Origin of the sequence: Thalassobellus citreus (genome assembly GCF_044385915.1) — a bacterium.
GTDB classification, from domain to species: Bacteria; Bacteroidota; Bacteroidia; order Flavobacteriales; family Flavobacteriaceae; genus Thalassobellus; species Thalassobellus citreus.
Genome location: NZ_JBISCC010000111.1, coordinates 26183 through 48028 on the forward strand (window position 1 = coordinate 26183; position 21846 = coordinate 48028).

Here is a 21846-nt window from a genome sequence, read left to right on the forward strand (position 1 = left end):
GCAACTATTACTTTTTATAATACTTAGCATAGCCTCTATAACCAAAAGCTCCAAGTATAGCAACAATAACACAAGCTATTACTATAAATTTCAAACTTACAATTTGATCGCCACTAGCATAACTATGAAGTCCAGCAAGGTAGAAATTCACTCCAAAATAGGTCATTAAAATACTAGCAAAAGCAACAATTGAAGCTAAATTGAAGCCCCAACGACCACGAAGTCCAGGAACCAATCGCATATGTATTACAAAGGCATACACCATAATACTAATAAGTGCCCATGTTTCTTTAGGGTCCCAACCCCAATAACGTCCCCAACTTTCGTTAGCCCACATACCTCCTAAAAAGTTTCCTATGGTAAGCATAACTAAGCCAACTGTTAAAGCCATTTCATTAATTATTGTAAGCTCATTTATATTTAGCGACATTTTCTTCTTATTCTTTTCGGTAGTAAAAGCCATTAAAAATAATGATACCATACCTAATATCATTCCTAGAGTAAACGGACCATAACTAGCAACAATTACCGCTACGTGAATCATAAGCCAATAACTGTTTAATACTGGTTGAAGATTTGCAATAGCAGGATCCATCCAGTTCCAGTGAGCAATCATTAAAATCATTGCCGTAACAAAAGCTGCTGCTGCTATTGTAAGATTAGAAGATTTTCGACTAAACACTGCTAAAATGGAAGCCCAAAAAGATACTGATTTATCTGAAGTTTCTTTTTTACTTATCCCTGTTATCAAACCAAACAACATGGTAGACCAAGCTACATATATCATTGATTCGTATGCATCACTCCAAGGTGCGTGTCCAGAGATATACCAACGTGCAATTAAGCCTACTGTATGCAAAAGAAATAACCCTACTATAATCCATTTAAACACATTAACAGCTACGTTTACAGCTTTCCTTTTATCATTAAATATTTGTACAATAAGAAGAACAAACAGCAAAGTACCTGCATACATGTACCAACTAAAAAGTTTTTTAAAAATATCGTATTTGTTATAAAGTATTTCGGTGTGTACTTTATCATCACTCAACATAACATCACCTCCATATTTATGTTGCGTTTTTTTGAATGCCTTTAATAACTTTGAAGCTTCCGAAAAATCGCCAGTTTGTTTTGCTTGATTCAACGTATATAAATACACTCCAAAACCGTTTCTTATAAAATTCGAGTAAAGTGAATCTTTAATTTTCAGATTTGCGTGCTTAAAATCAGAAGTAGAAATCCATTTATTATTATCGTCATTAGGAATTGGAAATATTTTTAATGAAGCTCCTTCAATGGTATTAAATAACAGTCTAACTCTTTCGTCTGTTTCTTTAATCTTCTTTTGATAACCATTAGGAACAGCAGCATTATATGCATCTTCTACATATGGACTCAACTTATAAGTACCATTGTCATTTAAAAAATCTGCTAAAGCAAAATGTTTACCTTCTTTACTAACTCCTATAATGGTACGTAAGGAATCCGTTTCCATAGGGCGTAAATAAATTATTGGCACATTATACCAAAGTTGCGGACTTTCTTGAATTGACAAAAACACTTGATTGGCATCAAAACCTTCATAAGTATCACTCTTACTTAGTTTACGAACCAATTCTGAAGCATAAGTGTTTACCGGCATCATACGTCCGCTAAGATCCTGAATTACTAAATGCCCAAATTCATCGGCATGTGCTTTTAGTGTTATGTTCGCTTTTAAAACAGAATCAATCTGTGTTTTTGTTGGTTTTGAATGGTCATGTCCATCATTTTTTGAATGTTCTTGAGAAAATCCATGTAAACCAACACACAATACAACAACCGTAAGAAGCTTTTCTTTTTTAGCTTTTACTTTTTCTAATTGTCTTTTTAAGTCTCCAAAACGAGACCCTTTAACAAACAAAATAGCCATTAACCCAAAGTAAAGTATAAAATAACCTATATAAGTTATTAAAGATCCCCAATAATCGTGATTTACAGAAAGAATGGTTCCTTTTTCATCTGGATCGAATCCCGATTGAAAGAAACGATACCCATCATGATCTAAAATATTATTCATAAAAATTTTATAATCATAATCTTCTGCTCTATCATCTATAACCGTTACTTCACTAGAATATGCCGAATTCATTTTAGAACCCGGATATTTTTCTGCTTCAAAATCGTTTAATTTTATTGAAAATGGTAATTCTAAAACCTTAGACCCGTATTTAAAAGCAAAATCTAATCCACCTATTTTAACTTGCTTAAAAGCACTATTCATGCCTTTACCACCAAGTATACCTACATGTTTTGTTTCACCATTTGTAGTGACTTTAAGAACAATACCATCTTCATCATTCTTTAATATTTTAGATTTTTGTACAATATCAAAAACCCCTTTTACAACAGGTTTAGGAAATACCATTTGCATATTACCAATTACATAACGAGACCGTAATATTAAAGGTTGTAAACTATCTTTAACCAGTTTACCTTGCGCCATGGTAGCCATAGTCATGTACTCACCTTCAAATGGAGATTGAATGGTTAAATTATCATCTTTATAAGTAATATTTATAGCGCCTTTTGTTGGTTTATTAAGGGCTATTAAGACATTATGAATACTGCTAACCTGTCCTACTTTTAAAAAATGGTTATGTGGTCCGCTTCCTCCTGCTTCTACTAATTTTAAATAGGATTCGCCTGTTTCATCTGGAACTATATCTTCTTCCGCTCCAGCGATAAACTTTTCTAATTCAACTGTAACAGGTTGATCGCCATATGTTACATTATACTTAAAATCATTATCTAATCGCTTAGAAAAATCTACTTCATGCGTTAATGGTAAACGCTGAGCCACACCATCAATCTCGTAATCGCCATCAATATAAGTTGTTATATATGTTTTTTGAGATAGAAAAGTATTTTCGGTAGCACCTTCTCTTATTGCCATCATACCTTCAAAACTCACATATCTTGTAATAAATGCCCCTATTAAAATAAAAAGAAAGGCTAAATGCAAAATTAATGTCGACCACTTTTCCTTTTTAAAAAGACGATATCTAAAAATATTACCAGCAAAATTAATTACAAAAAACACCATAATGGCCTCAAACCACCATGCGTTATAAATTAAATTTCTAGTATAAGGTGTTGGCGAAGTATCTTGTCCGGCATCTAAAATTGTTCCTGTTGCCATTGCTGCTGCAAAAACAATAAATAAAATAGCGGTAAGTCGTGTTGAAAAAAGAATTTTGGCGAGTTTATCTAGCATAATATAAGCCCATTTTAAGGTGGTGCAAATTTAATGATTAAAGTTTATTCTAAAGTGTTAAAGTCTTGAAAAAAAGATTGAAGACGGAAGACTGAAGGCTGAAGAAAAAATACTCTATACTAAACGCCTCTAGCTTCAAAAATTTTCAAATAAAAGAAAGTGCCCATTTTTCTGGCACGTCGTTTAGCATTTTCGGCACAATCGCCTTCAAAAAGTTCATCAATGGTTTGAAACCATAGGTTCAACCATAACCCAAAATGAAGCTCTGTAATAGAATTATTATTCTCTTTATCAACTTTCGCATGCACTTCTAAAGGATTCCCTTTATACTTATGCTCTAATTTTCTAGTCATAAAAAGGCTTGATTCCCAAAAGGTTGTTAGTTTTTCTAAGTGCGCATCCCAATCTTTAATAGCATCATTAAAAAACGGCCCTAAAACAGGATCTTTTCTAACTTTTACATAAAATGAAGACACTAGTAAAAACACATCGTCTCTTGAATCAATATCTGTTTTAATCATAATAAACAAAGATACATTAATAGGTTTTTATTTAACGTAATACTTACTTATTTTCGCAGTATGATTACAGTAACTATTCTTGGCGCTGGCAATGTAGCAACGCATTTATTTAAAGCTTTTAATAAAGCAAATAACATTTCTATAAATCAATGGTACAATAGAAGTTTAAAATCTATTGATGCTTATAATAATAAAGTTGAAATAACTGATGATTTATCAACACTTAAAGAAGCCGATATATACATTTTAGCGGTTAGTGATGATGCGATAGCAGAACTTTCTTCGCAACTTCCTTTTGAAAACCGACTGGTAGTACATACCTCTGGAAGCGTTAGTGTTTATGATATTGATAAAAAACACAAACGCGGTGTATTTTACCCGCTTCAAACATTTAGTAAAAATGCTAATATGGATTTTGCTAATGTGCCTATTTGCTTAGAAACAATAAACAAAGAGTGCTATCCAACTATTAAAGAATTAGCTGTTGCTATAGGAAGCCCAACAAAACGAGTTAATGGCGACCAACGCAGAACACTACATTTAGCAGCTGTTTTCGTGAATAATTTCACCAATCAACTCTATAGAATCGGACACGAAATTACAGAAAGTGAAGGTGCCGAATTCGATATGCTAAAACCGCTAATTTTAGAAACCGCTAAAAAAATTCAAGATTTATCGCCTTTTAAATCGCAAACAGGTCCTGCCATGCGTAACGATAAAAAAACAATAAAAAAGCACTTGAAACTTTTAGAAAACGACCACCATAAAGACATTTACGAATTACTTACAACCTCTATACAACGCACTCATGGAAGAAAAAAGCTATAAAGAATATTTAAACCATATTACCACCTTTATTTTTGATGTAGATGGTGTGTTAACAGATGGATCTGTTACCGTTTTAACAAATGGCGATATGCTACGAAAAATGAATGTAAAAGATGGCTACGCTTTAAAAACAGCCATTGATGCTGGATTTAATATTTGTATTATTTCTGGTGGTTCTAACGAGGGTGTTCGTTTACGTTTAAAAGGACTAGGTATTACAGATATTTACTTAGGCGCTCATAATAAAATTGAACAGCTAGATGAGTATCTAACTGCTAACGATATAAAATCTGAAAACGTGTTGTACATGGGTGATGATATTCCCGATTACCCAGTAATGAAAGGTATTGGGTTGCCTTGTTGTCCACAAGATGCTGTACCAGAAATAAAGAACATTTCAAAATATATTTCTCATAAAAAAGGTGGCAAAGGTGCTGCTCGCGATGTTATAGAACAAGTCCTTAAAGTACAAGGAAAATGGCATGGTAATTTTAATGCGAAGTACGATTAGGTTTTAGTTTACAGTATTTAGTCTCAGTAAGCAAAAAAAGAAGTAAATATTCGTGAATTCGTGGCTAACTTTCATCTATTCATTTCAACTTAAAAATAAATGCGTAGCATTTTAAACCTCATCCGTTGGAAAAACTTATTAATGATTGCCGTAGTGCAATTATTAATAAAATATGCGCTTTTAGAACCTTTCGGAGTTAACACAACACTTGATGCTTTTGGTATCTCATTATTAATATTAGCTACTATTTTTATTGCAGCAGCAGGAAATATTATCAATGATATTTACGATGTTGAAACCGACTTTGTAAACAAACCCGAAAAGCTTATTGTTGGCAAAACCATTTCAGAAAAAACAGCTTACAACCTATTTATCGTTTTTAATATTATTGGCGTTGGTATTGGGTTTTACATATCTAATTTAGTAGGCAAAAGTGGATTCTTTTCTTTATTTGTAATTATTTCAGCGTTGCTGTATGTATATGCTACGTATTTAAAACGGACATTATTAATTGGAAACATTATTATTTCTGTTTTAGTCGCATTAAGTATTTTAATTGTTGGTATTTTCGAATTACTTCCAGCCATTACGATTCAAAACCAACAAACACAATTAACCTTTTTTAAAATAATATTAGACTATGCCATATTTGCTTTCATAATTAATCTATTAAGAGAAATAGCAAAAGACCTAGAAGATATTGATGGCGATTATAAAGCAGGCATGAACACGCTTCCTATTGCTATTGGACGCATACGGGCTACAAACGTGTTATTTGTATTATCGCTTATTCCTTTAATGGCTATCGCTTTTTATGTTATAAATTCACTTTATAAAAACGACATAGCTGTTGGGTACTTTTTACTTTTCATTATTGGTCCGCTACTTTATACTAGCATCAAATCGTTTAATGCAAAAACAAAAAAAGAATACCATCATATTAGCAGTATCTTAAAAATAGTTATGGTTTTCGGAATGCTTTCTTTACTTTTATACAAGTATATTTTACTATAAAACATGTTAAACGAAAAACTTAAAGACTATCACATTATTTTAGCTTCGGGATCCCCTAGACGACAAGAGTTTTTTAAAAACTTAGGGCTCGATTTCGAAATTCGATTAAAACCGGTTAAAGAAGAATACCCCGAACGTTTAACGCATTTTGAAATCAGTAATTATTTAGCACAATTAAAAGCATTGCCTTTTAAAGATGAATTACAAGAAAAAGATATACTTATTACTAGCGACACCATTGTTTGGCATAACAACAAAGCATTAGGAAAACCAAGAGATGAGAACGAAGCCTTTAGTATTTTAAAATCGTTAAGCAACGAAACTCACGAGGTTATTACATCGGTTTGTTTTACTACTAAAACTTACGAAAAAACACTACATGCTATAACAAAAGTAGCGTTTAAAAGTTTAACCGATGAAGAAATTTTGTACTATATAAAGACGGCGAAACCGTACGATAAAGCAGGTGCTTATGGTATTCAAGATTGGATTGGGCAAATAGGCGTTACAAAATTAGAAGGTTCTTATTTTAATGTTATGGGTTTACCTGTGCATCTTGTTTATAAAACATTAAACGAATTAGCAAATATTTAAGTAAATTCTAATTATTTTCTAATGTATCTTTGTTAAACACATTGAACTCGTTAAACTTTTTGTGTTTAAATGAAAATTATAAGCTTTTAACAAATTAAAAAGGTTATAAACAAGTTCATTATTAATTTCAGTAATATGAATACCTTTTTTGATACTTACCAAGATGAATTAATTATAAGCAGCATTGTACTTCTATCATTATTCATTTTAAAATTCATTACTAATTTTGCCATTACTAGAGTTGCTAGAAAAAATGGTATCAACGAAGCCAGAATAAGACTTATACGCCGATATGTAACAGTAACATTTCTTTTTATTGCTATTATTATTGAAGCTTTTGTATTTGGTGCAGAATTTAAAGAACTAGCTGTTGTTTTCTCTTCTGTTTTTGCCGTTTTAGGTCTTGCCTTATTTGCTGTTTGGTCTATTTTAAGTAATGTTACTTCTGGTATTATTTTGTTTTTCAACTTTCCTTATAAAGTTGGTGATAAAGTAGAAATTCATGATAAAGACTTCCCTGTAACAGCTATTATTGAAGACATTAGAGCGTTTCAATTACACCTTAGATTAGAAAATGGAGACCTTGTAACTTACCCCAATAATTTAATGCTTCAAAAAGCAGTTACATTAGTTGAAAAAGATGCTATTACAGACGTAAATTAAAAACATTTAAAGCACTCATACTTTTTTACCGTGGCTAAAAACAGAAATAAAACATATCATAAAAAAATTGGGCAAATTCCTGGAAGTGCTATCTATACTGGCGAAAAATCATCAAAAAAATTATTCATTGAGACTTTTGATTATAACAAAGAACAATGCATCGATAAAGAATTACAACATGTTGAAGATGCCTTTAAATTTAAACTTTCAGACTCGGTTACTTGGATTAACATCAATGGACTAAATCATGTAGACCAAATTGAAAAAATAGGTACACATTACGAATTACACCCTTTAGTTATAGAAGATATTGTTAGTATTTCTCAACGCCCTAAAATTGATGAATATGAAAACTACTTGTTTGTTGTTTTAAAAATGCTTTACCATGATAAAGATGACAATATTCTTTTTGAACAAGTTAGTTTTATCTTAGGAAAAAACTACGTGTTATCTTTTCAAGAGGCTGAAGGTGATGTTTTTGATAATGTAAGAAACCGTATAAAGCAAGCAAAAGGTCGTGTTCGCGAAATGCAAGCCGATTATTTACTTTATATTTTAATGGATGAAATAGTCGATCATTATTTCAACATTATTGAAACATTAGGCGATAAAATTGAAGATTTTGAAACCGCTATATTTTCAGGAGACGTTGATGATGATGTTAGTAAAAAAATTCAAGATTTAAAAAGAGAAATTTTAAAAATACGTCGCGCCATCTTTCCGCTTCGTGAAGTTATAAGTCGCATTGAAAACCATGAAAGCGAACTCATTCAAAAAAAGACAAAAACCTATTACCATGACATTTACGACCATTTAATACATGTTTCAGAAAATATTGATGTGTATCGCGAAATGACTTGGAGTTTAATGGATATGTACATGACAACCATTAGCAACAAAATGAATGAGGTTATGAAAGTGCTTACCATAATGGCTTCTATTTTTATTCCACTAACCTTTATTGCTGGTATTTATGGTATGAATTTCGATAACATTCCAGAGCTACACTATAAATACTCCTATTTTATTTTATGGGGCGTTATGATTGCGCTTTTTATAGCTATGCTTATTTACTTTAAACGTAAAAAATGGCTTTAATAAAATAAAGTTAAAGAAACATTAAAAAGACCTTTTTCAGTATGATACTTTGCTATATTTGATACTTAGCAAACCAAAGAATTATGCAAAGAATTGTACTTTATTTTATAACATTACTCTTCCCTTTTACACAAATACAAGCTCAAAAACCAAAAACACCTGCATCGTCTCAAATATACGAGTCTATACAAAAACTTAACTTTTTAGGAACGGTTTTATATATAGCTGCGCATCCAGATGATGAAAACACACGGCTTATTTCATACATGTCTAATCATGTAAAAGCCAGAACAGGCTATTTAGCTTTAACACGTGGTGATGGCGGGCAAAACCTTATTGGTCCGGAAATTAGAGAACTTTTAGGTGTTATCCGTACTCAAGAATTACTAGCTGCCAGACGTATTGATGGTGGCGAACAGTTTTTTAGTAGAGCTAACGACTTTGGTTACTCTAAACACCCCGACGAAACACTTGCTATTTGGAATAAAGACAAGGTTTTAAGCGATGTCGTTTTAGCCATCAGACAGTTTAAACCAGATATTATCATCAATCGTTTTGACCATAGAAGCCCAGGAACCACTCATGGACACCATACAAGTTCTGCTATGTTAAGTTTTGAAGCTTTCGATTTGGCAAACCAAAAGTTAGCATATCCCAATCAACTAAAACAAACGGATTTGTGGCAACCAAAACGATTATTTTTTAACACAAGCTATTGGTTTTACGGAAGTCAAGAAAAATTTGATGCTGCCGATAAAAGTAATATGCTAAGTTTTGACATTGGCACCTATTATCCTTTAAAAGGAATGTCGAATAACGAATTGGCTTCATTGGCTAGTAGTCAACATTTATGTCAAGGTTTCGGACGCTTATCTCAACGCGGATCTCAAAAAGAATACATCGAATTTTTAAAAGGTGAACCTTTAACAAATAATAATGATGATTTTTTTGCTGGTATTGACACCTCTTGGAATCGAGTAAAAGGAGGTAAAGCCATTGGTGAAATTTTATATAAAGTTGAAAACAATTTCGATTTCACAAATCCATCCGTGCATATTCCACAGCTTATGGAAGCATACAAATTACTTCAAAACATTGAAGATGATTATTGGAGGATTCAAAAAACAAAAGAACTGAAATCAATAATAGAAATGTGTGCTGGCTTATATTTAGAAGCTTCAGCTGAAAGACCTTCTACTACCTTAAACCAAACCATTAAAGTTAATATTGAAGCTTTAAACAGAAGTAATCAGAACATTACTCTAGAAAGCATATCTCAAGGAGACGGGAAAAGCATTTCAAAAAACGTAGATTTAAAAAACAACACTTCTGAAAAATTTAAAACCGATTATTACATTTCTACCGAAGAAACATATACATCGCCATATTGGCTAGATAAAAAAGGAACTTTAGGTATGTATCGTGTAGATAATCAAGCCTTAATTGGAAAACCAGAAACTCCAAGAGCTATTGTTGTTAATTTCAATTTAAAAATAGATAATACGCCTATAACACTAAGCAAACCTGTAATTTATAGGTATGCAAAACCAGACAAAGGCGAATTATACCGTCCGTTTGAAATCATTCCTGAAGCATCTGCTAAAATCTCTGAAAAAGTCATCATTTTCGAAAATGATAAACAAAAAGACATTGAAGTTATTGTAAAAGCAGGACATGATAATTTAGAAGGCTATGTTACACTGAAACATCCAAAAGACTGGAAAGTTTATCCTGAAAAACAAAAAATAAACATTACGAATAAAGGTGAAGAACAAACATTTTTATTCACAATAATTCCACCAGAAAATCAAAGCGAAGGAAATATTAGCCCTATTGTAAATGTTAACGACACAGATTACACCAAAGAACTTATAGAAATTAATTACGAACACATTCCATTTCAAACCGTTTTATTGCCAAGTGAGAGCAAAGTTGTAAGATTAGATATTAAAAAGAAAGGCGAAAACATTGCCTATATTCAAGGTGCAGGCGATGTAGTTCCTGAAAGTTTACAACAAATTGGTTACAATGTACGTGTACTAAAAACCGAAGACATAAATGCTGAAACATTAAGTAGATTTGATGCTGTAGTAGTTGGTATTCGTGCTTACAATATTGTTGAAGATTTAAAATTTAAACAACAAATTCTATTTGATTTTGTTAAACAAGGAGGTAACATGATTGTTCAATACAACACCAACCACAGATTAAAAACAAACGAATTAGCGCCTTATAATTTAAAACTATCTAGAGATCGAGTTACCGATGAAAATGCCGAAGTCACTTTTTTAAACCCAGAACACTCGCTTTTAAACTATCCAAACAAAATAACACAACAAGATTTTGAAGGCTGGACACAAGAACGTGGTTTGTATTTTCCAAATGAATGGTCTAGCGAATTCACTCCTATTCTATCTATACATGATAAAGGAGAAACACCCAAAGACGGCAGTTTATTAGTTACTAAATATGGTAAAGGGCATTATATTTATACAGGTTTAAGCTTTTTTAGAGAATTTCCAGCTGGTGTATCGGGCGCTTACCGCCTATTTGCTAATATGCTTTCTATAGGTAAAGAAGATTTAAAATTAGAAGCAAAACTAAACGACTAATTATGAATGAAGAAAAACCACCAAAACAAACTTGGTTAAAACTTTACTCTATTGTTTTAATTGCCAATGCGCTCTATTTTATTGCGTTCTACATTATAACAAAATCCTTTTAAATTATGCAAATTTTAAGTTGGATTGACTGGGTAATTCTTTGCGTAACGTTAATAGCCATCGTTGCGTATGGCACGTATCAAACTAAAGGCAGCAAAAATGTACAAGATTATTTAAAAGGAGGTAATACCTCAAAATGGTGGACAATCGGACTTTCTGTAATGGCAACGCAAGCCAGTGCTATTACGTTTTTGTCCACACCCGGACAAGCCTTTCATTCAGGTATGGGTTTTGTGCAATTCTATTTTGGTTTACCTATTGCCATGATTGTTATTTGCATGGTTTTCATACCTCTATATCACAGGCTAAAAGTATATACTGCCTATGAGTTTTTAGAAAATCGATTCGATTTAAAAACCAGAACTCTAGCCGCTATTTTGTTTTTAATTCAACGTGGGTTAGCAGCAGGCATTACCATTTTCGCACCTGCAATTATTTTATCGGTAGTTTTAGGTTGGGACTTACTAACTCTAAATATTGTTATTGGATTTTTAGTTATTATTTATACGGTTTCTGGTGGCACACGTGCGGTAAATGTGACTCAAAAACATCAAATGGTGGTTATTTTTATAGGCATGCTAGTTGCCTTTTTCTTAATAGTAGATAAACTTCCGCAGGATATTACATTTAGCAAAGCATTAGACATTGCAGGCGCAAGTGGTAAAATGGACGTTTTAGATTTTTCGTTCAGTTTAGATAATCGCTACACTTTTTGGAGTGGTATTATTGGAGGTACTTTTTTAATGCTGTCGTATTTCGGGACCGATCAAAGTCAAGTACAACGTTATTTATCAGGTAAATCGGTTAAAGAAATGCAACTTGGTTTAATTTTTAATGGCTTATTAAAAGTACCTATGCAATTCTTTATTTTGTTAGTTGGTGTTATGGTTTTTGTGTTTTATCAATTTAATGAAGCACCCGTTAATTTTAATCCAACAGCTACAGAAGTGGTATTACATTCGGAATATGCTAATGATTACAAAACCCTTCAGAAAGAACAAAAAACCATTTTTAATGACAAGCAGAAAATTATTAAAGCTTTTATAAATTCTGATAATCCTGAAGCTTCAAAATATATTGCAATAGCCAACAAAGCAAATGATGAATTAAGAAGTGAAGCCAGAGATTTAATTGATAAAGCCTCTAAAAGTGAAGGTATAAAAATTGAAAGTAACGACAAAGATTATGTCTTTATTCATTTTATATTAAACAACTTACCTCGCGGACTCATTGGTTTACTATTAGCGGTTATTTTAAGTGCTGCCATGTCTAGTACGGCGAGCGAATTAAATGCATTAGGCTCTACAACCACTATAGATTTATACAAACGTAATACCAGCGAAAAAACAGAAGAACAAATGGTAAAAGCCTCTAAATGGTTTACGTTTGCTTGGGGTATTATTGCTATAGGTGTTGCTTGTATTGCTAATCTTGCCGAAAATTTAATTCAACTTGTAAATATTATAGGTTCTATATTTTATGGAAATGTTTTAGGAATCTTTTTATTAGCCTTCTTCTTTAAATTTGTAAAAGGAAATGCTGTTTTTATTGGCGCTTTAATAACTCAAGTGCTTGTTATTGGACTCTATCTTTTAGATTTAAATGAGTATATTAACCTACCGTTTCTATGGTTAAACTTTGTTGGTTGCGCCATTGTTATAACTATTGCATGTTTACTTCAACTAACTATTAAAAAAGATGACACAACAATCACCACTTAAAAAAATAAAATGGGGCATTATTGGCTTAGGAAGAATAGCCAATCAATTTGCTACCGATTTGTTAACTATTGACGATGCCGAATTATATGCTGTGGCGTCTAGAAATCAAGAAAAAGCAGATGATTTTGCTAATAAATATGGAGCTACAAAAGCTTATGATAGTTACGAAGCTTTAGCAAACGACTCTAACATTGATGCTGTTTATATTGCGACACCTCATACGCTACATAAAGAAAATGCGCTTTTATGTTTAGAAAATGGCATTGCTGTTTTGGGCGAGAAACCGTTTGCTATGGATGCACAAGAAGTTGAGGAAATGATTGCTAAAGCCAAAGAAAAGAATGTGCTTTTAATGGAAGCCCTTTGGACTTACTTTTTACCACACTATCAATTTGTATTAAAAGTAGTAGAAAATAAAACTTACGGAGAGATTTTAAAGGTTGAAGCTAATTTTGGTTTTAAACGTCCTTATGATACTAACAGCAGACTTTTTGATAAAAACCTTGGTGGTGGCAGTCTTTTAGATATTGGTATCTACCCTATTTTTACGGCACTGTCTACACTTGGCAAACCTAATAATATTGAAGCTTCTGCTACTTTTTTTGAAAACGGAGCTGATTCATCTTGCAATATGACTTTTAATTATGATAATAACTTAAAAGCGCATTTAAAAAGCTCGTTATTAGAAGTTTTACCAACGGAGCTTATTCTACATTGTGAAAAAGGAACTATAAAGGTTAATACGATGTTTCATATGCCAACAACCGTTTCTATACTTGTTGATGGAAAAGAAGAAATAAAAGATTTCGGATATAACACTATTGGCTATAACTACGAAACTATGCACTTTAATCAACTTATAAGAGACGGTAAAACCGAAAGTGATATTATGACTTTCGAGTTTAGTAAAAACCTTATTAAAACACTTGATGACGTTAGAGCGATAATTAAATTAGACTATTAATTAATTAATTGAAAAAAACTAAAGCTAGCAAACACATGCGTTAACGATTGAACGGCCTGTTTGAGCTCCCGACATAGGAGGAGCGAGTAGTGAAAGCGTGTTAAAACGCCCAAAAATTAAAACAAAAAACGCAACCCTGTTCTGGAGTTGCGTTTTTCAATGGTATAAATTATTATAAATCTACTGCATCCACTCAGCAATAGACTCTTTATTCATTTTTACATAATCGGCATTTCCTGCTTTTTCTGCAGCTGCTAACGATTTTTTAGCCGCAGCAATAGCACCTTTAACATCGCCAGCCTTAGCATAAATTAACGATTGTTGTCTTAATTGCCAAAAAGGAGCTTTATCTCCAGCCATTGTAATAGCTTTATCAATCCATGTTTTCGCTTGATTAATATCTTTACCAGCTTGTAAATAATACACTGCTGCAGCATAATAATCGCCAGCCCCTGGACCATTCATAACTTTCTCAATATTAGCAGTCACTGCTTTATCAGTAGGTACCTCAAAAGTAACACCTGCATACACATCTTCCCAAAGCATTCCTATAGTAGCTCCGTTATTATTTAAATCGTCAAACGTCATAGTAAACGTTTCAATTTTCATTGGCATTGGGTAAATTTTAGCAGTTACTTTAGCAGCTACTTTGGTTTCATCCCACTCGCGTGGTGTTCCCCAATTGCTAGCATCACTATAAAAAACAACCTCCCAAGATTCTTTATTAGGTGTTGCGTAAATAGCATAAGTTCCTGCTTTTAATGCTTGACCTTCAACTGTAACATCTGTACTAAATGTAATTTTTGTATTGGCATTAGCCCCTAAACGCCAAAGCTTTCCGTAAGGCACCAAATTTCCAAAAATAGTACGTCCTCTCATATTTGGTCTAGAATATTCTAAAGTAACATCGGTTAATCCTACCTTTTGTTCCATTTTAGAAAACGGACTTGGTTGTGGGGTTTTAATTTGCGCATCTACCGAATAGATTGTAGTAAACGCTAATAAAAGTAAAAATAGCTTTTTCATAATAGTGTTGTTTTTGGTTTAATAATAGTTGCAATAAATTTACAACTCCTATTTCTTCTAGATGTTAACAAAAGCTTAAAATAAGACATTGTATATTTGCATCTTATTTTTAAAGTAAAAGCATAAAATGAATAAAATAACCAATATGAAACAGTATTACTCCGAAATTATAGGAACTTTTGCAATGGTGTTTTGTGGCTGTGGTGCTATGACTATTAATGAAATTACTAATGGTAGTATTTCTCATGTAGGTGTTGCTGCCACTTGGGGGCTTATTGTTATGGCAATGATATATGCTTTTGGTGAAATTTCGGGGGCACATTTTAACCCTGCGGTTACTATTGGTTTTGCTGTTGCTAAAAAATTCTCTTGGAAAAAAGTACCTCAATATATTTTTGCACAGGCTATTGGCGCTATACTGGCTTCTTTTTTATTGTGGTTTCTATTTCCTGAAAGTCAGTTTTTAGGAGAAACAACTCCTGCCGAAGGTTTCCCGCCTTATAAAGCGGCTATTTTAGAGTTTCTATTAACCTTCTTTTTAATGGTTGTAATTATGAATATTTCAACAGGAAGTAAAGAAATAGGTACTATGGCTGCCATTGCAGTTGGAGGTGTCATTCTTTTAGAAGCTATGTTTGCGGGCCCTATGACAAAAGCATCTATGAATCCTATTCGTTCTATTGCGCCTGCCATTTTTACGGGTAATTTCCAATATTTGTGGTTGTATATCTCTGCTCCTATTTTAGGAGCTATAGCTGCCGTGTTTAGTTGGAAATTAGTGAAAGGTGATAATTAATTCTAATATTTATTTCAACTAAATATTTTTTTTGTTTAACAAATTTTAAAACAAGTTAAACATTTTGTATCTTTACCATAAAACAATAAATATGGAAAAGAATAAAGCAATTTCTAGTAATGATATTATGTCCTACTTTATGGACTATGTATTAGAACATAACGGAAACCCAAAATCTGTTTTTGTCTTTTGTAAAACGAACAACTTTGAAGAAGCTAAATTTTATGAATTCTTTTCTTCTTTTGAAGCTATTGAAAAAGAAATTTTTGAAACTTTTTTTCATAACTCCATAAATGCTTTAAATAAAAGTGAAGATTACAAATCCTTTGATGCAAGAAACAAGCTTTTAAGCTTATACTTTACTTTTTTTGAAAACCTAACAGCAAACAGAAGCTATGTTATATATGTACTTAACAAGCATAAAAATAGTTTAAAAGGTTTAAAAATACTTTCTAGATTAAAGCATCAATTCACAAATTACATAGACCATTTAGACATTGAAATATTAGATATAAAACAAGAAAAGGTTGAAAAAATTCAGAAAAAAACATTAAAAGAATCAGCATGGGTACAACTACTATTAACCATGAAATTCTGGATGGATGACACCTCTCCTTCGTTTGAAAAAACAGACATTTTTATTGAAAAATCTGTGAATACAAGTTTTGATATTTTAGACATTGCTCCATTAAAGAGTGTTATTGATTTAGGTAAATTCCTATTTAAAGAGAAATTTCAAATGAATTAAGCCTATGAAAACTATAGACAAAATACCAACTTCCAAAATACAACGCGCAACAAAATTGGTTTCAACAGGAGCCAAAGTAGGTGTTAATTACATTAAGTATTATGGAGACAAAATGGTTAATTCTGAAATAGAAGCCAAAGAGCGATTAAATAAAAATAACGCAACCGATATATATGATGGCTTAAAACAATTAAAAGGAAGCGCTCTTAAAGTAGCACAAATGCTTAGCATGGAAAAAAGCATTTTACCACAAGCTTATGTCGAAAAATTTTCATTAGCACAATTCTCTGTACCTCCACTATCGCCTCCTTTAGTAATAAAAACATTTAAAAAATATTTTGGTAAAACACCAAATGACATATTTGATACTTTTAACGCAACTTCTGTAAACGCTGCTAGTATAGGACAAGTCCATATAGCAGTAAAAGATGGGAAAAAACTTGCTGTGAAAATCCAATATCCAGGAGTTGCTGAAAGTATTGCTTCAGATCTTGCAATGGTAAAACCTATTGCCATGAGTATGTTTAATATAAAAGGCAAAGATTCTGATAAATATTTTAAAGAAGTTGAAAATAAATTGGTTGAGGAAACAAATTATATGTTAGAAATAAAACAAAGTAAAGAAATTGCTTTGGCTTGCTCTCACATTTCTAACCTATTGTTTCCAAAATATTATGAAGATTTATCTTCAGAACGCATTATAACTATGGATTATATGGAAGGTGAACATCTTTCTGAGTTTACAGCTTATAATACCAACCAAGAAAAAGCTAATAAATTAGGTCAAGCTCTCTGGGATTTCTACATGTTTCAAATTCATAAACTAAAAAAAGTACATGCAGATCCGCATCCTGGAAACTTTTTAATATCGAAACAAGGAAAATTAATAGCACTTGACTTTGGGTGTATGAAATCTATTCCAAACGAATTTTACACACCTTATTTTGAACTTGCAAATCCTGAAAACATAAATAATAAAGACTTTTTTACATCAAAATTATATGAGTTAGAAATACTTAAAGAAGATGATAGTAAAGAAGAACTTGAGTTTTTCACAACAATGTTTCATGAAATGCTTAGTTTATTCACACAGCCTTTCCATTCTGAAATTTTTGATTTTTCGGACACTGGATTCTTTGGTAAAATAGCTGAATTAGGAGAACGCTATTCTAAAAGCACCGACTTAAAAAAGATGAATGGCAATCGAGGTTCTAAACATTTTATTTATATAAATAGAACTTTTTTTGGGCTCTACAATTTAATGTTTGACCTTAAATCTCAAAATATTATAATAAATAATTATAAAAACTTATAATGCGATATTTCAATGAAAATACAATTGAAAACCTTGAGCATTTATACAAAATAAACTTAATAAATTGTTCATCAGGATACAAGTCGGCTAACCTCATAGCAACAAAATCTAATGACGGTATTGAAAACGTTGCCGTGTTTAGCTCTGTTACTCATATTGGTTCTAGTCCTGCTATGTTAGGGTTGTTTATGAGACCAACAACGGTTATAAGAAATACATACGATAATATAAAATCTAACGGTTTTTATACTATAAATCACATTCATAAAAGTATTATAGAAGATGCGCATCATACATCAGCTAAATATGATGCTTCTATTTCAGAATTTGATGTTACAAATCTAAATTCTGATTATAAAAATGATTTTTACGCTCCTTTTGTTAAAGATGCACCTATTCAATTAGCTATGAAATACCTTGAAGAATATGATATTAAAGCAAATAACACTATCTTACTAATTGGTAAAATTATAGGCTTTTATGTAAATGATGATCTTTTAGAAGATGATGGATTTATAAACCTCTCAAAAGCTAAGATAGCTGCTATTAATGGCCTTGACGGATACGCAATTCCTAAAAACAAAACTAGATTCGGATACCAAAGACCAAAAGAAGAATAACAATGACGATCACATTTTTTTAATATAAATCAATAGATATACACATATGAAAATTCTTGTTACAGGAGCTACTGGTTATATAGGAAAACGACTTATTCCTTTATTAATAAATCAAGGACATCAAGTTGTGTGTTGTGTTAGAGATAGATTACGCGCCGATAAAAGTTATAAAGAAGAAGAAAACATATATATTATTGAAGTTGATTTTCTAAAACCAGAAACGCTTCAAAATATTCCAAAAGACATAGATATCGCATATTATTTAATTCACTCCATGTCTAATGATAGTGATTTTGAATCCTTAGAAGCACGTTGTGCTATAAATTTCAAAACATTCATAGAAACCACAAAAACAAAACAAGTTATTTATTTAAGTGGCATAACAAACGAAATAAAACTTTCTAAGCATTTACAATCTCGTAAAAATGTTGAAAATGCATTAGCTTCAGAGACTTACGCACTTACTGTTTTTAAAGCAGGTATTATTGTAGGATCTGGTAGTTCTTCTTTCGAAATCATTAGAGATTTAGTAGAAAAACTCCCTTTCATGATTGCTCCGAAATGGTTATATACAAAAACACAACCATTGGCCGTTAGAGATGTTTTATCATTTTTATTAAATGCGGCTGACAACACATCTGTTTACAATAAATCGTATGATGTATTTGGTCCAGAAATACTAACTTATAAAGAAATGCTTTTACAATTTGCAAACGTAAGAGGCTTAAAACGTTATATACTAACAGTACCTGTAATGACTGCTAAATTATCATCGTATTGGTTATACTTTGTAACTTCTACTTCATACAAATTAGCATCTACATTGGTTGATAGTATGAATGTTCAAATAATAGGAAAGCCTAGTGAAATTAATAAAATATTATCTGTAAATCCATTAAGTTACAAACAAGCAGTAGCATTAGCATTTAAAAAAATAGAGCAGAACAGCATTGTATCTAGCTGGAAAGATTCAATGATTAGTAGCGGCAGACTACCTAATAATTTACACAAATATGTAAATGTGCCAAAATATGGTTGTTTTAAAGACTATAAAGAACGACAAGTAAAAAACACAAAAAAAACCATAGATAAAATCTGGAGTATTGGAGGCACAACAGGTTGGTATTACGGCACATTTTTATGGAAAACAAGAGGTTATATTGATAAATTTTTTGGAGGCATAGGCTTAAGAAGAGGTCGAACGAGTCCAACAGAATTAAATGTTGGGGATGCCCTAGATTTTTGGCGCGTCATTTTTGCTGATAAAAAACAACAAAAACTTTTACTCTATGCCGAAATGAAACTTCCAGGAGAAGCGTGGTTAGAGTTTAAAATAGAGAATAATTTACTTAAGCAAACAGCTACCTTTAGACCTAGAGGATTATGGGGACGCATGTATTGGTATAGCGTATTTCCTTTTCATGGATTCATTTTTAAAGGCATGATTAATAAGCTTACAAAAGAGTAATAAATTCTTCTTATAGCAGCATCAATTATGATGTTTAATAAATACATGAATAACTCAAACAATTTCATAACTTTGCAGTTACATAAATTTATTGTAAATAATACAAATTTTAAACATATATAATATATGGACTTAATAGATAGAGCACAAGCATTTGAAGAAAGAAAAATGAGATCGTTATCAACTAGCGATCGTGTAAAAATTTCTCGTGAAGCAAAAGCTTTAATTTTAGAATTAAACGAAATCTACAAGGCTGAGAAAGATGAAAAAATCATGGATACCATGAAACGCATTACAGCTATAAAAAGAAAAGTTGAAAAGCGTCTTAAAGGAGCGCCTTTAACCTCTTAAAACACAAAAAAATTGGAATAAAAAAATATATTATTAATTTTTCCTTAATAAATAGCCATAAAAATCGGAAATCTCTTAGTTTTTACTATATTGTCAACATCTGGCAGTGTTTTTGTACAGATTATGATAACATTAGATTAAAGATTAAAAAAAATTATGGAGATTATTGATAAAGCTTTAGAGTTCGAACAACGTAAACACACTTTTAAAACAACAAGTGAACGTATCGAATCGTCTAGAGAAGTTAAAAATTTGATATTAAGTTTGAATACAATTTATAAAGAAGAAAAGGATCCGGAAATCATGGATTTAATGAAGCGTTTGACAGCTATTAAACAAAAAATAGAAAAAAGGCTGAAGGGCAGGCCATAAATAAAAAAATGCCCTGAAACCATATGAAAACAATTATTGTTGTAGGTGGAAGTAAGGGTATTGGAAATGCCATACTAAATAAACTACTTAAATATTCTAAAGTTATAAATATTAGCAGAACCATTCCCGAGTTCAAGCATGCTAATTTAATTCACTTTTCTTGCGATATTACCAAAGATAAGCTACCAGATATAGAAACTGCTGACTCACTTATCTATTGTCCTGGTAGTATAAACTTAAAACCTATTTCTAGGTTAAGTATAGATGATTTTAAAAACGATTTTGAAATTAATGTACTTGGTGCTGTAAAGTCCATTCAAAAATACCTTCCAATACTAAAAAACGGAGATCACCCAGCTATACTTTTATTTAGCACAGTAGCTACTCAATTAGGCATGCCATTTCATGCAAGTATTGCTACAGCAAAATCTGGGGTTGAAGGTTTGGTAAAATCATTAGGAGCAGAATTAGCGCCTACTATTCGCATTAATGCCATTGCTCCTACTGTTACAAATACAGACTTAGCTTCAAAACTATTGAGAAACGACAAAATGATTGAAAATATTACAGAACGTCATCCTTTAAAAAAGTTTTTAAATCCAGAAGAAGTAGCTGAAATGGCAGAATTTTTAATTTCTAAAAAATCAGCATCACTTTCTGGTCAAATTTTTAAAATGGACTGTGGTATTGTTTCATTCAAATTATAGACTTATGAAAAAAATAATTTTACTCAGCATTATGTTCTCAATATTCTCAAAATCTAAAGCTCAAACAGTTCCAGCATCATCAATTTATGATATTAAAATTAATGATTTAAGTGGAAAACATATCGACTTATCTTCATTTAAAGGTAAACATATTTTATTTGTAAACGTAGCTTCAAAATGTGGATTTACCGAGCAATACAAAGATTTACAAAAACTATATAACATATACAAAGACAAACTCATGGTTATAGGAGTGCCATGTAATCAATTTGGAAATCAAGAACCAGGTACATTTAAAGAGATACAAACTTTTTGCGAAGTAAATTATGGAGTTACTTTTTTAATGACTGAAAAAACAAAGGTTAAAGGTATTAACCAACATCCATTATACCAGTGGTTAACAAAAAAGGAACTAAATGGTAAGACAGATTCTTCTGTAAAATGGAATTTTCAAAAATATTTAGTTGATACGCAAGGACATTTGGTTAACTACTATTTTTCTTCAACGAAGCCTTTAAGTGATAAAATAACTAAACACCTAATTTAA

General features: G+C 31.6%; 21 protein-coding genes. 18 read left to right on the forward strand and 3 right to left on the reverse strand.

Annotated elements, in window-relative coordinates; all coding sequences use genetic code 11:
* Positions 1-7 precede the first annotated feature (7 nt).
* Positions 8-3259 (reverse strand): cytochrome c biogenesis protein, encoded by a 3252-nt coding sequence (locus ACH5TX_RS02245; RefSeq protein WP_439337931.1) that lies wholly within the window; start codon positions 3257-3259, stop codon positions 8-10.
* A 119-nt stretch (positions 3260-3378) separates the two neighbouring features.
* Positions 3379-3780, reverse strand: a complete 402-nt coding sequence (locus ACH5TX_RS02250; protein WP_439337932.1) for a group III truncated hemoglobin — start codon at positions 3778-3780, stop codon at positions 3379-3381.
* Between the two features lie 60 nt (positions 3781-3840).
* Between ACH5TX_RS02250 and ACH5TX_RS02255 the strand changes: the two genes are divergently transcribed.
* From ACH5TX_RS02255 to ACH5TX_RS02295, 9 genes are all read left to right on the forward strand, one after another.
* Positions 3841-4608, forward strand: coding sequence for a Rossmann-like and DUF2520 domain-containing protein (locus ACH5TX_RS02255; protein ID WP_439337933.1), 768 nt, complete (start codon positions 3841-3843; stop codon positions 4606-4608).
* Positions 4589-5119 carry a KdsC family phosphatase gene (locus ACH5TX_RS02260; RefSeq protein WP_439334603.1) on the forward strand — a complete coding sequence of 177 codons (531 nt, stop codon included), beginning with the start codon at positions 4589-4591 and terminating at the stop codon, positions 5117-5119. The genes ACH5TX_RS02255 and ACH5TX_RS02260 overlap by 20 nt, the downstream gene beginning before the upstream one ends.
* 99 nt (positions 5120-5218) lie before the next feature.
* Complete coding sequence (locus tag ACH5TX_RS02265) at positions 5219-6133, forward strand: geranylgeranylglycerol-phosphate geranylgeranyltransferase (RefSeq protein ID WP_439337934.1); 915 nt, start codon at positions 5219-5221, stop codon at positions 6131-6133.
* 3 nt (positions 6134-6136) lie between these two features.
* Positions 6137-6727, forward strand: a complete 591-nt coding sequence (locus ACH5TX_RS02270; protein ID WP_439337935.1) for a Maf-like protein — start codon at positions 6137-6139, stop codon at positions 6725-6727.
* A gap of 135 nt (positions 6728-6862) precedes the next feature.
* A complete protein-coding gene (locus ACH5TX_RS02275) occupies positions 6863-7390 on the forward strand; it encodes a mechanosensitive ion channel domain-containing protein (protein ID WP_439337936.1) in 528 nt (175 codons plus the stop codon).
* 30 nt (positions 7391-7420) lie between these two features.
* Positions 7421-8488: a magnesium/cobalt transporter CorA gene (corA, locus tag ACH5TX_RS02280; protein ID WP_439337937.1), complete on the forward strand. Its 1068-nt coding sequence runs from the start codon at positions 7421-7423 to the stop codon at positions 8486-8488.
* 83 nt (positions 8489-8571) lie between these two features.
* Positions 8572-11100, forward strand: a complete 2529-nt coding sequence (locus ACH5TX_RS02285; RefSeq protein WP_439337938.1) for a PIG-L family deacetylase — start codon at positions 8572-8574, stop codon at positions 11098-11100.
* A gap of 116 nt (positions 11101-11216) precedes the next feature.
* Positions 11217-12932, forward strand: coding sequence for a sodium:solute symporter family protein (locus ACH5TX_RS02290; RefSeq protein ID WP_439337939.1), 1716 nt, complete (start codon positions 11217-11219; stop codon positions 12930-12932).
* Positions 12910-13896, forward strand: a complete 987-nt coding sequence (locus ACH5TX_RS02295) for a Gfo/Idh/MocA family protein (RefSeq protein WP_439337940.1) — start codon at positions 12910-12912, stop codon at positions 13894-13896. The genes ACH5TX_RS02290 and ACH5TX_RS02295 overlap by 23 nt, the downstream gene beginning before the upstream one ends.
* Positions 13897-14076: 180 nt before the next feature.
* On the opposite strand, the gene ACH5TX_RS02300 is transcribed toward ACH5TX_RS02295, so the two are convergent.
* Positions 14077-14922 carry a DUF2911 domain-containing protein gene (locus ACH5TX_RS02300; protein ID WP_439337941.1) on the reverse strand — a complete coding sequence of 282 codons (846 nt, stop codon included), beginning with the start codon at positions 14920-14922 and terminating at the stop codon, positions 14077-14079.
* A 127-nt stretch (positions 14923-15049) separates the two neighbouring features.
* Between ACH5TX_RS02300 and ACH5TX_RS02305 the strand changes: the two genes are divergently transcribed.
* From ACH5TX_RS02305 to ACH5TX_RS02345, 9 genes are all read left to right on the forward strand, one after another.
* Positions 15050-15718 (forward strand): MIP/aquaporin family protein, encoded by a 669-nt coding sequence (locus ACH5TX_RS02305; protein ID WP_439337942.1) that lies wholly within the window; start codon positions 15050-15052, stop codon positions 15716-15718.
* A 91-nt stretch (positions 15719-15809) separates the two neighbouring features.
* Positions 15810-16466, forward strand: coding sequence for a TetR family transcriptional regulator C-terminal domain-containing protein (locus tag ACH5TX_RS02310; RefSeq protein WP_439337943.1), 657 nt, complete (start codon positions 15810-15812; stop codon positions 16464-16466).
* Between the two features lie 4 nt (positions 16467-16470).
* The gene (locus tag ACH5TX_RS02315; RefSeq protein ID WP_439337944.1) at positions 16471-17781 is read left to right on the forward strand and encodes an ABC1 kinase family protein; all 1311 of its coding nucleotides are present in this window, start codon (positions 16471-16473) and stop codon (positions 17779-17781) included.
* A complete protein-coding gene (locus tag ACH5TX_RS02320; protein ID WP_439337945.1) occupies positions 17781-18401 on the forward strand; it encodes a flavin reductase family protein in 621 nt (206 codons plus the stop codon). Before ACH5TX_RS02315 ends, ACH5TX_RS02320 begins: the two co-directional genes overlap by 1 nt.
* A 46-nt stretch (positions 18402-18447) precedes the next feature.
* Complete coding sequence (locus tag ACH5TX_RS02325) at positions 18448-19869, forward strand: SDR family oxidoreductase (protein ID WP_439337946.1); 1422 nt, start codon at positions 18448-18450, stop codon at positions 19867-19869.
* Positions 19870-19995: 126 nt separating this feature from the next.
* A complete protein-coding gene (locus ACH5TX_RS02330; protein WP_439337947.1) occupies positions 19996-20220 on the forward strand; it encodes a hypothetical protein in 225 nt (74 codons plus the stop codon).
* A gap of 156 nt (positions 20221-20376) precedes the next feature.
* Complete coding sequence (locus ACH5TX_RS02335; RefSeq protein ID WP_439337948.1) at positions 20377-20592, forward strand: hypothetical protein; 216 nt, start codon at positions 20377-20379, stop codon at positions 20590-20592.
* A 23-nt stretch (positions 20593-20615) separates the two neighbouring features.
* Positions 20616-21299, forward strand: coding sequence for an SDR family NAD(P)-dependent oxidoreductase (locus tag ACH5TX_RS02340; RefSeq protein WP_439337949.1), 684 nt, complete (start codon positions 20616-20618; stop codon positions 21297-21299).
* Positions 21300-21303: 4 nt separating this feature from the next.
* On the forward strand, positions 21304-21846 hold the full coding sequence (locus ACH5TX_RS02345; protein WP_439337950.1) for a glutathione peroxidase: 543 nt from the start codon (positions 21304-21306) through the stop codon (positions 21844-21846).

Bases quoted from the DNA above. Each gene is read 5' to 3' on its own strand.
- ACH5TX_RS02285 (WP_439337938.1), top strand. From the start codon at position 8,572: ATGCAAAGAATTGTACTTTATTTTATAACATTACTCTTCCCTTTTACA.
- ACH5TX_RS02305 (WP_439337942.1), top strand. From the start codon at position 15,050: ATGAATAAAATAACCAATATGAAACAGTATTACTCCGAAATTATAGGA.
- ACH5TX_RS02325 (WP_439337946.1), top strand. From the start codon at position 18,448: ATGAAAATTCTTGTTACAGGAGCTACTGGTTATATAGGAAAACGACTT.
- ACH5TX_RS02320 (WP_439337945.1), top strand. From the start codon at position 17,781: ATGCGATATTTCAATGAAAATACAATTGAAAACCTTGAGCATTTATAC.
- ACH5TX_RS02330 (WP_439337947.1), top strand. From the start codon at position 19,996: ATGGACTTAATAGATAGAGCACAAGCATTTGAAGAAAGAAAAATGAGA.
- ACH5TX_RS02270 (WP_439337935.1), top strand. From the start codon at position 6,137: ATGTTAAACGAAAAACTTAAAGACTATCACATTATTTTAGCTTCGGGA.
- ACH5TX_RS02255 (WP_439337933.1), top strand. From the start codon at position 3,841: ATGATTACAGTAACTATTCTTGGCGCTGGCAATGTAGCAACGCATTTA.
- ACH5TX_RS02345 (WP_439337950.1), top strand. From the start codon at position 21,304: ATGAAAAAAATAATTTTACTCAGCATTATGTTCTCAATATTCTCAAAA.
- ACH5TX_RS02245 (WP_439337931.1), bottom strand. From the start codon at position 3,259: ATGCTAGATAAACTCGCCAAAATTCTTTTTTCAACACGACTTACCGCT.
- ACH5TX_RS02295 (WP_439337940.1), top strand. From the start codon at position 12,910: ATGACACAACAATCACCACTTAAAAAAATAAAATGGGGCATTATTGGC.
- ACH5TX_RS02260 (WP_439334603.1), top strand. From the start codon at position 4,589: ATGGAAGAAAAAAGCTATAAAGAATATTTAAACCATATTACCACCTTT.
- ACH5TX_RS02315 (WP_439337944.1), top strand. From the start codon at position 16,471: ATGAAAACTATAGACAAAATACCAACTTCCAAAATACAACGCGCAACA.
- ACH5TX_RS02300 (WP_439337941.1), bottom strand. From the start codon at position 14,922: ATGAAAAAGCTATTTTTACTTTTATTAGCGTTTACTACAATCTATTCG.
- ACH5TX_RS02310 (WP_439337943.1), top strand. From the start codon at position 15,810: ATGGAAAAGAATAAAGCAATTTCTAGTAATGATATTATGTCCTACTTT.
- ACH5TX_RS02290 (WP_439337939.1), top strand. From the start codon at position 11,217: ATGCAAATTTTAAGTTGGATTGACTGGGTAATTCTTTGCGTAACGTTA.
- ACH5TX_RS02250 (WP_439337932.1), bottom strand. From the start codon at position 3,780: ATGATTAAAACAGATATTGATTCAAGAGACGATGTGTTTTTACTAGTG.
- ACH5TX_RS02265 (WP_439337934.1), top strand. From the start codon at position 5,219: ATGCGTAGCATTTTAAACCTCATCCGTTGGAAAAACTTATTAATGATT.
- ACH5TX_RS02335 (WP_439337948.1), top strand. From the start codon at position 20,377: ATGGAGATTATTGATAAAGCTTTAGAGTTCGAACAACGTAAACACACT.
- ACH5TX_RS02340 (WP_439337949.1), top strand. From the start codon at position 20,616: ATGAAAACAATTATTGTTGTAGGTGGAAGTAAGGGTATTGGAAATGCC.
- ACH5TX_RS02275 (WP_439337936.1), top strand. From the start codon at position 6,863: ATGAATACCTTTTTTGATACTTACCAAGATGAATTAATTATAAGCAGC.